Source organism: Pseudomonas sp. NBRC 111119 (assembly GCF_001320125.1).
GTDB classification, from domain to species: domain Bacteria; phylum Pseudomonadota; class Gammaproteobacteria; order Pseudomonadales; family Pseudomonadaceae; genus Aquipseudomonas; species Aquipseudomonas parafulva.
On record NZ_BCAV01000023.1, the window covers coordinates 158,758 to 171,796 of the forward strand.

Annotated in this window: 14 protein-coding genes; 2 read left to right on the forward strand and 12 right to left on the reverse strand. The window is 62.6% G+C overall.

The window, feature by feature from the left end; all coding sequences use genetic code 11:
* Positions 1 to 45 precede the first annotated feature (45 nt).
* From APH25_RS10885 to APH25_RS10920, 8 genes are all read right to left on the reverse strand, one after another.
* Positions 46 to 804 carry a hypothetical protein gene (locus tag APH25_RS10885; RefSeq protein ID WP_060481918.1) on the reverse strand — a complete coding sequence of 253 codons (759 nt, stop codon included), beginning with the start codon at positions 802 to 804 and terminating at the stop codon, positions 46 to 48.
* A 45-nt stretch (positions 805 to 849) separates the two neighbouring features.
* The gene (locus APH25_RS10890) at positions 850 to 1,530 is read right to left on the reverse strand and encodes a C39 family peptidase (RefSeq protein ID WP_060481919.1); all 681 of its coding nucleotides are present in this window, start codon (positions 1,528 to 1,530) and stop codon (positions 850 to 852) included.
* 61 nt (positions 1,531 to 1,591) lie between these two features.
* A complete protein-coding gene (locus APH25_RS10895; protein WP_028634227.1) occupies positions 1,592 to 3,013 on the reverse strand; it encodes a hypothetical protein in 1,422 nt (473 codons plus the stop codon).
* A gap of 50 nt (positions 3,014 to 3,063) precedes the next feature.
* Positions 3,064 to 3,642: a hypothetical protein gene (locus tag APH25_RS10900; protein WP_060481920.1), complete on the reverse strand. Its 579-nt coding sequence runs from the start codon at positions 3,640 to 3,642 to the stop codon at positions 3,064 to 3,066.
* Between the two features lies 1 nt (position 3,643).
* Complete coding sequence (locus APH25_RS10905; protein WP_060481921.1) at positions 3,644 to 4,078, reverse strand: hypothetical protein; 435 nt, start codon at positions 4,076 to 4,078, stop codon at positions 3,644 to 3,646.
* A 296-nt stretch (positions 4,079 to 4,374) separates the two neighbouring features.
* The gene (locus APH25_RS10910; RefSeq protein ID WP_060481922.1) at positions 4,375 to 4,926 is read right to left on the reverse strand and encodes an AAA family ATPase; all 552 of its coding nucleotides are present in this window, start codon (positions 4,924 to 4,926) and stop codon (positions 4,375 to 4,377) included.
* The gene (gene pnuC / locus APH25_RS10915) at positions 4,923 to 5,489 is read right to left on the reverse strand and encodes a nicotinamide riboside transporter PnuC (protein WP_060481923.1); all 567 of its coding nucleotides are present in this window, start codon (positions 5,487 to 5,489) and stop codon (positions 4,923 to 4,925) included. The genes APH25_RS10910 and pnuC overlap by 4 nt, the downstream gene beginning before the upstream one ends.
* A 106-nt stretch (positions 5,490 to 5,595) precedes the next feature.
* Positions 5,596 to 7,230: a methyl-accepting chemotaxis protein gene (locus tag APH25_RS10920; protein WP_060481924.1), complete on the reverse strand. Its 1,635-nt coding sequence runs from the start codon at positions 7,228 to 7,230 to the stop codon at positions 5,596 to 5,598.
* A 296-nt stretch (positions 7,231 to 7,526) separates the two neighbouring features.
* Between APH25_RS10920 and APH25_RS10925 the strand changes: the two genes are divergently transcribed.
* Complete coding sequence (locus APH25_RS10925) at positions 7,527 to 8,357, forward strand: undecaprenyl-diphosphate phosphatase (RefSeq protein WP_060481934.1); 831 nt, start codon at positions 7,527 to 7,529, stop codon at positions 8,355 to 8,357.
* On the forward strand, positions 8,350 to 8,763 hold the full coding sequence (locus APH25_RS10930; protein WP_028634220.1) for a DUF1294 domain-containing protein: 414 nt from the start codon (positions 8,350 to 8,352) through the stop codon (positions 8,761 to 8,763). The genes APH25_RS10925 and APH25_RS10930 overlap by 8 nt, the downstream gene beginning before the upstream one ends.
* 27 nt (positions 8,764 to 8,790) lie before the next feature.
* Here the strand turns inward: APH25_RS10930 and APH25_RS10935 are convergent, their stop codons facing one another.
* The 4 genes from APH25_RS10935 to APH25_RS10950 all read right to left on the reverse strand — a co-directional run.
* Positions 8,791 to 9,150, reverse strand: a complete 360-nt coding sequence (locus tag APH25_RS10935) for an MmcQ/YjbR family DNA-binding protein (RefSeq protein ID WP_060481935.1) — start codon at positions 9,148 to 9,150, stop codon at positions 8,791 to 8,793.
* 65 nt (positions 9,151 to 9,215) lie between these two features.
* Positions 9,216 to 11,321 carry a TonB-dependent receptor gene (locus APH25_RS10940; protein ID WP_060481926.1) on the reverse strand — a complete coding sequence of 702 codons (2,106 nt, stop codon included), beginning with the start codon at positions 11,319 to 11,321 and terminating at the stop codon, positions 9,216 to 9,218.
* An 11-nt stretch (positions 11,322 to 11,332) separates the two neighbouring features.
* Positions 11,333 to 12,550, reverse strand: coding sequence for an MFS transporter (locus APH25_RS10945; protein ID WP_060481927.1), 1,218 nt, complete (start codon positions 12,548 to 12,550; stop codon positions 11,333 to 11,335).
* On the reverse strand, positions 12,540 to 13,039 hold a 500-nt coding region (locus APH25_RS10950; protein WP_305728850.1), incomplete at its 5' end, for an IucA/IucC family C-terminal-domain containing protein. The genes APH25_RS10950 and APH25_RS10945, both read right to left, overlap by 11 nt.

Below are 13,039 nucleotides of genomic sequence, written 5' to 3' on the forward strand. Positions count from 1 at the left end.
GGAATTGCCGTCCCTTCCGACTGCTTTGATGAGACTGAGCGTAGATCAGTATCCGAAAGTGCGAAGACCTTTAAGTTGGTCCAGGCTGCCATTGAGCGACGCGGCCGCAGGCAGGTTGTCGCGCATCACCACATTCAACGAGGTCACGTTGTTCACGAAGTTGCCATTGCCCAGCAGTGTGGTGTTCTGCATCAACCCGCCCTGGGCCAGCCGTTGCACGGTGCTCCCCTGATTATTATTGGCGTTGATGTTCAACTGCACGCCCACGCCGCTGGACGATACGCTGAGCGCACCGGCGCCATTTTCACCCACCAGCGTCTGGCCGGTGGCCAGCGCCTGGCCCTGGGGCTGAAAGACGGGCGCCTCGTTGGCCTTGGTGACGTTCACATCGACATTGTTGTAGGCGCTGTTGTTGTCACCGGCGGCGCGTACCACCTGCGTGACCCCTTGTGTCGTCCCCAGCCCGCCGCCACCGGTTACCGTACCGGTACCTTGAGCGCCTGCCGGGGTACTGGCATGGGCACTGGTGGGGACTTTTTCATCGATCATCGATACGTAGAACTGAGGTTTGATTGTGGATTGCTGCACCTGCAGGCTGCTGGTGGCGCCAATCACCTCACCCTGGGCGTTCTGCCAGGTGCTGCTCATGACAATGCCGAAACTGACGATGCGCCCCGGCATCACAAAGCGCCCGCGCAGGTTCGCCAGCTCCTGGTCCTTCAGTTCGATGGGCTTGAACGTCTCGGCGTGGATGGGCAGGCTGGCGGCAAGACAGGCCATGGCCAGCCAGATTGGGGTCTTCATGGAATGCTCCCCGGCGCATCATGCACCTTGTCATTGGAAGAGGCGTTAGAAGAAGTCGCTTTTGATGAAACCAAAGTCCAGCAGGTCTGCGTCTTTGACTGGCGTGAAGCCATCCAGGCGGCCCTTGGCGGTGAGCGGCAGCGGTGGGTCTATCAGCGCGTTGCCCTTGTCGTACCCTTGGCCGATCACGGCAAAGATGATGCCGTTCCAGCCTTTGATGAAGTCATCGACCCTGTAGCGTTTGTGCCCCAGCACGGGGTCACCGATGTATACCCAGCCCCTGTCGACCTTCTGCATGACCACGAAGTGCTTGTAGCCACGGATGTCCATCAGCACCACCACCGGGATGCGCACGTCGTGCAGGGTATCGGGTGCTACCCGATAGCCACGGGCACGCATGCCCAGGCTCTCCACGTAGCGTTTCATGTCGAGCATCGAGAAGCCTTGCGTACGCACCAGGTCCTGGTCGGCGTGGGCCAGCATGCCCTCGATTATCTGATGTTCGTCCACATCCAGCCAGTAGGCCTGGCGCAGGATGGTGGCCAGCGCGGCAGCACCGCAGCTGAAATCGGTTTTTTGTTGCACCAGGTCGACGAACTTGCGTTCGCGCACACTCTGGATCGGTTTGAACACCACGGCACCGCCCGGCAATACGGACAGCGGCATCTGCGCGGCTTCACTCACGCAGGCCACGCACAACAGGAACGCCAAGGCGATGGTGCGCATGATCGGTTGCCTTCTGGTGTGTTGGGGATAGGCCCTCCGAAGAGGGCCTTTGGCACGCCACTTAGAACGAGGTGTTGGAGATGGCCAGCGAGTTGCTCTGCTGGTTGCCCACACCTGCCGCCACGTTCACGCCCAGGTTGCCGCTGCCGCCGTTCACCGAACCGCTGAGGGTTGCAGTGTTGGTAACAGGGTTGGCCCAGCCGGTCGGGGTCAGCACTTGGAAGGACACGGTATTGCTCAGGTCGTAAGCGCTGCTTTCGCTGTAGCTCTTGGCAACGTCGTTCGAGGACTGACTGGCTGCTTGGCCAGACTTCTGATACGCCGAGGCCGAGGCGTTCTCGTACGACGAGTCATGCGACTTGGTGTACGAAGAGTCACGCGACTTGTCATAGGACGATTGGTGGGTTTTCTCGTAGTTCGAATCGAAGGCTTTTTCGAACGAGGAGTCATAAGCGCTTTGCTGCGACTTGTCGATCGAGGCGTTCAGCGAGGCATTCAGCGAGCCGTCGACGCTGTTGGTGCGGGTGCGGTCGCCGTTGCCGTTGTTGACGGTTACGGTGCGCGTGGCATCCGCTGCAGCTGCGAGGGTGGCTGTCAGGTTGGCACTGCTGGACGAGCTGGCGCTGCCGCTGGCCGAGCCGTTCATGCCCCAACTGTTAGAGCCGCTGGCACTACCGCTGTTGGAACCGCTGGCGTTGCTGGAGTGCGAGCCGCTGGCGTTCCAGCCGTTCGAACCGCTGGAGCTCGCGCTTTGCGAGCCGGCCAGGCTGAAGTTGGACGATGCGCTGCGGTTGTCGGTGGAGTTCAGGGTGCCTTCGCGCGAACTCGAGCCGGTGGCCGAGGTGGTGAAGGTCAGGGTGTCGACACGGTAGGTGCGGTCGGCGCCGTTGTTGACCACCAGGCCTGGGCCATTCTGGTCGGCCTTGGCGGTGGCCGTGGCGTTACCGATGCCAGCGTTGGTGTTGGCGATGGCCATGCTGTTTTTCTGTTGGTTCAGGTCGCCGCCGGCAATGTTGATGCCCACGTTACCCGAGCTGCCCTCGCCCGAGCCGCTCATCACGGCCGAAGACTGGGTAGACCAGTTGTCGACACGGTTGTTGTTGCTGTACTGGCTGACATCGGCATTGGCTTCGGCAGTGCCGAACACGAAGCTGTTGTCCAGGGTGGAATCAGCCGCCGCATTGGCGATCGCCGACGCGTTGCCCTGCTGGTTGCCATTACCGGACGCCACGTTGACACCCACGTTGCCGCTTGCGCCCGTGGCCGAGCTGCTCATCTCGGCCTGGTTCACAGTGCCCTGGTTGGTGATGGTGTTGCCGGTGCTGCGCTGGGTATCCAGTGCATCGGCTTTGGCCGAAATGGGCAGCCAGGTGGTGCTGCTGCCGTTGTGGTAGGTGCGGCCGTTCTGATCAGCTTGTGCAGCTACAGCCATGACCGCCGCAATTGCGAAAACCAGAGGCTTGAGTGCCATCGAAGGTTTCATGGTGATTCTCCGTGCTCTTAAGGGTTAAGTGTCGTGCTTAACGAAAAGGGTCAATCCGCGACCCGTATGCTCAAGGTGTTGGCCATGCGGTTTCCCACCCCGGCACTCTGGTTCAGCTGTACCACCCCACGGCCACCGGTGAACGCCTGGTCACTGGTCGTGACCTGGCGATGGCCGGCCGAGATGGCAGCTGAATCGGAGTTGTTGAGCAGCGCCACGTTCTGTTGCATGAGGACGCTGTCGTCGATGCTTTGCGGTTGTGCCCCGATACTGATACGCAGGGCGTTGGCCTGCTGCGTGCCGGCACCGGCACTCTGGTTGACGCCCAGGGCGCCACTGCCATTGCTGAACGCAGTGCCGCCGATACTGGCCTTGGCATCCATGGCAGGGTCAGCCGGTACGTTCAGGCGCTGGCGGATCTGGGTACTGGCGCTGGCGCCGTGGCCGGCTGCGAAGGCGCGGGCGTTGGCCTGCTGCTGCATGTCGCCCGCCGCCTGGTTGACCGTCATGTTGCCTTGGTAACCGCTGCCCGAGTTGTCGATGTCGGCGGTGTTGTTGACCGCGGCCGGTGGCTGGGCGAAGGCCGGCGCGCCGCACAGCGCGGCCAGCAGAAGCAGCATGGGCTTCATCTCACTTGCCTCCCGTCAGGATCTGCAGTGGGGCCATGCCTTTCTGCACGCTTGAATTGACCATGTTGGAAATACCGTTGCCCGAGCCTGTCCCTCTGCCTGCGGCCAGGTTGGGCAGTTGGTTCTGATGCGACAGGTTGCCCCCCAGGTGGTCGGTCTGTTGGGTGATGAGCGAATTGATGCCAGCGCCGCTGCTGATGTTGGCGAAGTCGCCATCGCTCAGTTCGTTGGTTTGCCTGAGCACGTGAGCGACGGGGTTGGCGTTGACGGTGGTCGGGGAGGGGTCAGGCTGCAGAGGAGGCACTACCGCGTTGCGGGTCTGCACATCACGGGTGATCACGATGATGCCGTTGTCGGCCTGGGCCGACAGGCTCAGCGAGCCCAGCACGCACCCGATCAGCATCAGGTGGTTGAGGCGGTGGTTGATCTTCCTCACGACGGCGTTCCCTCTTCAGCCGCTGGCCTTGTTCAGCGATGCGCTAGGCAGAGCAGAAGCCGTGCCGCTTTTGATAACTTCAACGATATCAAGGGCTTGGGCGTTTTCGAGGGGTGATGAGGTGAGGATGTGTGTCAGCCCTGATACAGCGCACCGGCGCCCAGGGTGGGCGGGCTGCTGCAATAGCCTGAATCTTGAGGGGGAAACATGGGTGTTTCAGCGCCTTGACACTCTGCGACGATTAACACCAAAGCCCCAGAATGCGAGGTATTCGGGGGCTGGCGTGTGTCACGTGCTTAACACTGGGGCAGGTATGGCGTCGCGCAGCGCCCCATCAGGGTGGTGACTTGCTCGGCGGCCACCTGCTGACGCTGCTCCCAACTGCCCTCGATGACATGGTAGGCCTGCTGGTGGCGTTGCAGCCACTGCAGGCTGTCGTCGAAGAACTGCTGGCGGTCCTGCAGCGCCGGCTGGCTGCGTTGGCCATCCGCTACCCAAGGTACCCCTTGAGGGCTGAGCAACAGGTGCAGGTCGTAATGCCGCGCCAGCAATGCCTGCTCCAGCCACGGCGGGCACGCCGCAAACAAGGCTTGGCTCCACAGCATGTTGCTGAGCAGGTGGGTGTCGAGGATCAGCAGTGGCGGGGCCTCTGCACGTGCGTCATCTTCCCAGGCCAGTTGGCCGCGGGCGATGACCGGAATATCGGCATAACAGGTGTCCCGCCCTTGCTGGTCGATGAAGTAGCGCACGTACTCGCCTACCACCACACCCCCGAAACGGGCCTGGATCAACCCGCTCAACCAGCTCTTGCCACTGGATTCCGGCCCGCACAACACCACGACCTTCATGGTTGCGCCAGCGCCGGGTCACGGCGCCACTCCAGCCAGCCGCGCAGTGCGATCAAGGTCAGCACTACGAAGAAACCCGCCGTGAAGTAAAGTTGCTGATGAAGGTACTGGCCGACGTAGGCGATATCGACCACCACCCACAGCGGCCAGCACTGCACACGCTTCTGCGCCATCCACAGTTGCGCGACCAGGCTGAACCCGGTCAGGGTGGCATCCAGCCACGGCAGCGCGGCATCGGTGAAGCCGGCCATGCTGGCGCCCAGCCCTGCGCTCAGCACCAGGCCGGCAGCCAGGCCGGCGACCATTGGCAATGGCGCCAGGCGCGAGACCCGGCGCGCCTCTTCGGCGCGCCCAGGCCGCTTCCATTGCCACCAGCCGTACAGCTGCAAACCGGCGTAGGCCACCTGCAGCAACATGCCTGAGTACAGCTTGACCTCATAGAACAACCAGCCGTAGATCAGCACAGCGATCAGGCCGATGGGCCAGCACCAGGTGTTCTGCTTGACCGTCAGCCATACAGCGGTAACGCCGAGGACGGCGGCGATGAGTTCAAGGCCGGACATCGGCGATCCTTGGATAAATCGGGGAGGGGCGCGATTGTAGCCGTTCGCAGGGGTAAGGTGTAGGGCACAGGCTGCGGTCCAGCCTGTGCCTAGCGTGCTGCGTGCATCAAACCCGGAACTGGCGCAGCAACTGCTCAAGGTCCTGGCTCAGGCGGCCCAGGGCCAGGCCCGCATCGCTGGACTGGCGCGCCGCTTCGGCGGCCTGCTGAGAAAGCCCAGCGGTATCCAGTACGTTGCGGTTGATCTCTTCCACGACGTGCGACTGCTGTAGCGTGGCACTGGCGATGGACGCGTTCAATGCGGTGAGGTTGTTCAACACCAGGTTGATTGCATCCAGGCTGGCGCCAGCTTCACGGGCCTGCTCGACGGTTTGGCGCGACGCTTCGCTGCTGGTGTCGATGGCCTTCACCGCCGCATCGGACTGGCTTTGAAGGTGCTCGATCATGGTGTGGATCTCAGCCGTCGACTGGGCGGTCCGCTGGGCCAGCAGCCGCACTTCGTCAGCGACCACGGCAAACCCTCGGCCCTGTTCACCGGCGCGGGCGGCTTCGATGGCGGCGTTGAGTGCCAGCAAATTGGTCTGCTCGGCGATCGAGCGGATCACCTCCAGCACACCCCCTATACGCGTGCTGTGCCCGGCCAGTTCACGAATGACCTGCACGGCCTGGTCGATGGTCATCGATAGCCGGTCGATTTGCGCCAGGCTGCCGTGGATAGCCTGCTGCCCATGGGCCACCTGTTGCTGGGCTGTGCGCATTTCGCCCGCCGCCTGCTCGGCCGTCTTGGCCACATCCTGCACGGCGTAGGTGACCTCGTTGACCGCCGTGGCTACTTGGTCCATCTGCAGCGACTGCTGCGCACTTTGATGTTGAGCGGCCCCGGCGTTGTCGCCCACATGGCCGGCCGAACGTGCCAGTTCATGGGCCGCCCCCTGCAGTTGGCCGACCACGCCCTGCAGCTTGCCGTTGAAGCGGTTGAAGTGTTCACCCAGGTGAGTGATTTCGTCCCGCCCATGGGTGTCCAGGCGCCGGGTGAGGTCGCTCTCGCCGCTGGCGATGGTGCCCATGGCCTCTACCGCTTCTTGCAAGGGGCGCGCGATGCTGCGGGCAATCAGCCGCACCACCAGGGCCAGCACCAGGGCGATAACCAGGCCCAGCAGCGATGCATCGCGCACCTGGCGGGCAAATTCGGCCTGCACGCCGTCAATGTATACACCTGAACCGATGATCCAGCCCCAGGGCTTGAACAGCTGAATATAGGAAGTCTTGGCAACCGGTTCGCTGGCACCGGGCTTGGGCCAGCGGTAATTGACCGGTCCGGCATCCTGGTGCCGTGCGAGCGCGACCATTTCGTTGAATACAGCGAACCCGTCCGGGTCCCGGATACCCGACAGGTCCTGGCCGTCGAGCTTGGGGTTGGTCGGGTGCATGACCATTCTCGGCCCCAGGTCGTTGATCCAGAAGTAGTCGTCGTGGTCGTAGCGCAGTGCCCGCACCACCTGCAACGCCTGTTGCTGAGCGGCCTCGCGGCTGAGCGTGCCGGCTGCTTCAAGCCCCTGGTAATACGCCAGCACCCCGGCCGCAGTCTGCACCACGTGGCGGGTTTTTTCGGCCTTGGCCTGGTACAGGTCGCCGTGAATCTGGCGCAGCATCAGCAGCCCCAGCACCACCAGCATGGCCACCGACACCAGCAGAATCAGCCACAAGCGGCTGCTGATCGACATCGATCTCAACGTCTTCATTCAGGTGCTCCCGTTTGTTCTTTTTATTCAGGTGCATCCAAGCACGGCTGGCTACGTGGCCCCACTCGACCAATGGCTAAGTGCTATCTCAGAAATAGTCTGCAGCAGGTCGCGTAAAGCCAATGCAAAGAGCCTCTGCTAGCATCTCGGCCGCGCAAGATGAAACCTTTAGGGGGCGTGAACTTTTCTTCTGGCTTTGTGACCAACAGGCGCTGTAAAAATGCCGGGCCGCGTGCGGCGACCTAAGCAAATCAAGAACAAGGGGCTTGTCATGCGCAAGCTTCATCGGGGGGATGATGGATTTTTGGACTGCCTTTCAGGCAATCATATTGGGCGTGGTCGAAGGGCTGACGGAGTTTTTGCCAATCTCCAGTACCGGCCACCAGATCATCGTTGCCGACCTGATCGGGTTTGGCGGCGAACGGGCCATGGCCTTCAACATCATCATTCAGCTGGCCGCCATCCTGGCGGTGATGTGGGAATTTCGCAGCAAGATCTTCGATGTCGTCCGGGGCTTGCCCAGCCAGCCGCGGGCAAGGCGCTTCACCGGCAACCTGCTGCTGGCTTTCCTGCCTGCGCTGGTGCTGGGTGTATTGTTCGCCGACATGATCCATGAATACCTGTTCAACGCCATCACCGTGGCAGCGGCGCTGGTGGTGGGCGGGGTGATCATGCTCTGGGCCGAGCGCCGCCAGCACACTGTGGAGGTGGACCATGTGGATGAAATGGGCTGGGGCCATGCGCTGAAAATCGGCTTTGTCCAGTGCCTGGCGATGATCCCGGGTACTTCACGTTCCGGCTCCACCATCATCGGCGGCCTGCTGTTCGGCTTGTCGCGCAAAGCGGCCACCGAGTTTTCATTCTTCCTGGCAATGCCAACCATGGTCGGCGCGGCGGTGTATTCCGGCTACAAGTACCGGCACCTGTTCCAGCCGGATGACTTGCCCGTGTTCGCATTGGGGTTCGTGACCTCGTTCATTTTCGCCATGATCGCCGTGCGCGCCTTGCTCAAGTTCATTGCCAACCACAGCTACGCAGCGTTTGCCTGGTACCGGATCGTGTTCGGGCTGCTGATCCTGGCCAGTTGGCAGTTCGGCTGGGTCGACTGGACCACCGCCCATGCGTGAGCAGCCAAGCCGCCACGCTCAGGCGGGTGTGCGCAATGTGCGCCTGAAGCTGCTGCTGTTGGGCGTATTGTGCCTGCTGCCGGGGCTTGGGGCTGCGCGCATGGCCTGGAACGATCAAACCTGGTGGCCACTGGCGCTGTACCCGGCCATGAGCCTGATCAGCCTGCTGCTGTACTGGCGGGATAAGCGCCAGGCCATCAGCCAGGGCTGGCGCACGCCCGAGAAGCTGCTGCACGCCAGCGAGCTGTTGGGCGGCTGGCCGGGCGCACTCGTGGCGCAGCAACTGTTCAGGCACAAGACACGCAAGGTGTCGTACCAGTTACTGTTCTGGCTCATCGTGTTGCTGCATCAGGTGTTCTGGGCCGACTGGTTGTTTTTCGAGGGGCGCTATCTGCCCTTGGGTTGATCGGTCGTTCACAGGCCTGCGGGTGGGTCAGTGCTTAAGACCCACCTGCAAGCGCTTGGGCAAACGCTTCACCACCAGCTGGTGCGAGCGCAGCAGCAGGTCGCTCAATTCGTCGCGGCCCATGGGGTAGGGCGGCGCCATGCTGACCCAGCGGGCCCGCGCCAGATAAGGCGCAGGCCGTACCCCAGGCCGATCGCAATAGCCCAGAAACAGCTCATCGGCCACCTTGAACGACAGCCCTGCCCCCGCCAGGTCGAGCACGGCGAACATCTTGTTGCCTGCCACCGAAAACACGCGGATACCGCCCCACTTATAGTCCTCGCGTGCCCCAGGCAGGCTCAGGCAGTACGCAGCCACTTGCGCTTCACTCATCGTCTTGGCAGGCATGGTGCTCATCTCTTGCACGGTCACCGTGATCAAACCAGCGCTAGGTGCGCCGCGCAAGCGCTGCATCACCAGTCCAGGGTATAGGCCAGGCTGAACGTTCGGCCTTCGGCGTTGGGGTAAGGGGTTCTGCCGTTTGCCTGGGTGAGCAGGGTTTCGTAGCTGCGGTTGGTCAGGTTGTGAATGCTGCCTTCCAACCGGCCCTCGGGCAGTTCCACCGAGCCTATCAGGTCGAGCAGGGTGTAGCCGTTGATCTGCCGGCCATTGTTGTCCCGTGCCGCCGCGTTGTAGTCGGCCAGGCGCATGCCTTGCAGGCGCACGCTGTAGTCGTCATTGGCGTACGCCACAAACAGCGTGGTCTTGGCGGGCGCAATGCGGGTGGCTGGCAAGTCGATCCACTTGCCGTTCTGCTCGGTTTCGCCCTTGGAGTAGGCGTAGGTGCCACCGGTAGACCATTGGTCGGTCAGGTACCAGGTGAGGCTGCTCTCGATGCCGCGTACGCGCTCTTTTTGGTTGATCAGGCGCAGGACGCGGTCGTTGGCATCGTAGAACTGGGTCACGTCCGAGGTGTTGTTGTACACCGTCACCTGCGCCTGCACCGGGTTCCAGTTGCCGCGCCAGCCCAACTCGTAGCTGTCGACCTTGATCGCCTGGGCATTGAGGTTCTGGATGTTGTAGGTGCTGTTCACGTCGCGCAGAAAACGCTGGATATCCGGCAGCGAAAAGCCCTGGCTGAAGTTGGCGAACACGTCCTGGTTTTCAGTGAAGTGGTAGACCGCACCCAGGTTGTACAAGGTGGCGTCGTACTTCAGCGTGTCGCCCGGTAACGTGGCGCGCCGGCCGGTCTGGACGATCTCGCCGTAGGCAATGCTGTCATCGACCTTGCTCTGCACCCACTCACGGCGCACGCCGCCGCGGAATGTCCAGTCCGACACATCCCAGGCCACCTGGGCAAACAGGGCTCGGGTGGTGGTTTCCAGGTCTGGGCCTAGCTCATAGGTGGTGCCGGTTTTACGGTAGTTCAGGCCATTGACGGCGTACTGATCGCCGCGCTGACGCGCAAACTCGTGGCTGTAGTCCGCACCCCATACCAAATTACCGGAGCCAGAGCCGATGGCTGGCAGCGGGGTATCGATGGCCGTGCGCAGGCCATACACCGTGGTTTGGCTGTCGGTGGCCGATACGCCGGCGCGGCCCCGGGAAATGTCGGGGAAAAACAAGGCATCGGACTTGCGCCAGTAGCTTTCTACGTTCAGGCCCTGGCCAAAGAAGTCCTTGTCGGTGTAGTTGAGGTTGGCGGCGCGGTTGTGGGTGGACGGCTGGTCATCCAGGCTCAGGCCTTTCACCGCCACGGCCTCACGCCTGTTGCTGGGGTCTTTGGTGTAGTCGGTATCCTGCTTGTCGCGGTAATCCTGCAGGCCCAGCGTCAGCTTCTTGTTTTCGTCCAGTTCCAAACCGAACCGACCTTGCAGGTCGTAGGTGTCGGTGTCCATGTTCGAGCCCTGGGAGGTGTCCTGAGGGATACGGTGGCCTTTGGCATCGAACTGGTCGTTACGCTGGGTGTAAGCCCCGGAAAGGTACCAGTCCGCAGGGCCCTGCCGGCCGGTAGCGCTCTGGAACCCCTCATAGGTGAAACCTTTGCGGCTGAGGTTGTCACCGGCAGTGATCCCCAGCTTGCTGGTGAAGGCCAGTGGCTCGCCCTGGTTGCGCTTGGTGATGATGTTGATCATGCCGCCAGAAGCGCCGGCACCGTACACGCTGCTGGCGCCTGAAATCACCTCGATGCGCTCGATGCTGTCGGGGGAAATGCTGTTCAGTTGGCGGAAATTGTCGCGTGTGGCGTTTTGCGAGACCCCGTCGATCAGGACCAGCATGTTACGGCCACGCAACGTTTGCCCGTAGTTGCTCATGCCGCCACTGGACGGCGCGATACCGGGGATCAACTGGCCCAGGATGTCGGCGACCCGGCGCCCGGCGCCCATCTGTTCGCGGATCTGGGGCGCGTCGATAACCTGCACCGAGCCCGGAATGGACGCGATGGTGGACTCCACACGCGTGGCGGAGGTTACGGTGGCCTGTAACTGGACAGCGGTGTCGTTCGAGGCTTCCTCAGCCCAGGCAGGCAGGCCAGCGGCGGTTAAGGAAATCAGCAGCGAGAGTCTGGAAAGTTTCATGGCGGTGTTTTCTAGGCGTTATGGGTGGGGTTGGCAGAAACGAAAGAAGCAGAGGCACTGTGGTAGCGGCGCACAAGGCCGATGAACAGCGCAGCACAGAGGTAGGCCGAAGCCACGAACCAGAAAGCGTGGTGCAGGCCGACGGTGGCCATGGCTACCCCGCCGACCACGGTGCCGAGCAATGCACCGGCCTTGGCCGCGCTGTTGCCAAGGCCCATGGCGAAACCTTGTTGCTGGTGACTGACCGTGGTAGCGATGAGCATGTAGGCCACTGGCAGCAGTGCCCCTTGCCAGACACCCCAGACCAGCCGGGTGGCCATGAACGCTGGCCATTGGCCGACGAGCGCGGTGGCTGCCAGCGTTGCCGCACACAGCCAGGTCACGCGCTCGATCACCTTGAGCGTTTGTGCGGGCTGCAGCCGGTCAAACAGGCGCCCCCACAGGGGGGCCGACAACGCCAGGGTCAGTGCGCTGGCCCCATAGGTGGCACCGATGATCCAGCTGGGTGCGGTGAGCACTTCAGCCACATACAGCGCATAGAACGGCTGCGGCATGATCTTGGCAGCCTGAACCAGCACGATGATCAGCAGAATGCCGCCCAGCCAGCGCCTGGGCAGGGGTGACGCCGAGGTGCCCTGGTGTTTCGCGGTGCGGGCACGTGCGGGGTCGGCTGGCAGCCAGGCGCTGACCATGGCGCACGCCACGCAGATGCCCGTGGCACTGAAGCACAGCACTGCGAAACCTGCGCTGTCCATCAGCCAGCCACCGAGCACTGGCCCGAGCAGCGAGCCGATCGCGGTGACGGACTGCAGGTGCGCCAGGGTACGGCCCCGGGATGTAGGGGTGCACCAGTACAAGGCATACGCCTGGGCCGCCGCCAGAAAACCTGCCAATGCGCCTTGTGCAATACGCACGCCCACCAGCCCCCACGGGTTACTGATGACCCCCGCCAGCCCTTGGCACAGTGCCAGCGCCAGCAAGGCGCGCAGGATCATCGGCTTGTGGCCGGTGCGGTCACCCAGCCGCCCCCACAGGGGTGTCAGCAGCATGGCGGCGATCATGGGGCCGGCATACACGGCCGACGACAGCAGTGCGATCACTCGCGGGTCGTCGCCACCTGACAGGGCCTGAATTTGCAGCGGCCAGAACGGCCCGCTCATCTCCATGGCCCCCATGGACAACAGCTGGATGACGATCAGCAGTCGCAAGGCGAATGCATCAGCCTTCATCAGGTGTGTTCCGCAACGGGTTCGCCAACCGGCCAACGATGTCGGCATGGCTGTCGAGCAAGCGCATGCGCATGAACGACTTGGCCGGCCAATCGTGCTGCAGCAGCGCGTCGTGCTCTTGCTGCCAGCGGCTTGGCAATACCTGGGGTTCAAGGGTATTGAAGCAGCGCTCTATTTCCTCGGCGAGCAAGCCCCACAACGCTGCCTGCGGTGTTTCCCAGTGACGTGCACACAGCAATACCAGCTCGCCCAGGTGGCACATGAACGTGGTATGCAACAGCTTGTCGCGAACGAACGCATCGTCGTCGAACAGTGTCATCAACGGGTCATGCAGTGCCAGGTCCAGACCATGGGCATGGAGGGTGGCACGGTGGATGCGTATATCGCCGAAGTCACGAATCAGCAAGCGGGCGGGAGCGCCATCGGCACCCATGACCATGAAGCTGTTCTGTTGATGGGCCTCGAAAGCCACCCCGTACTTGAAGTGCG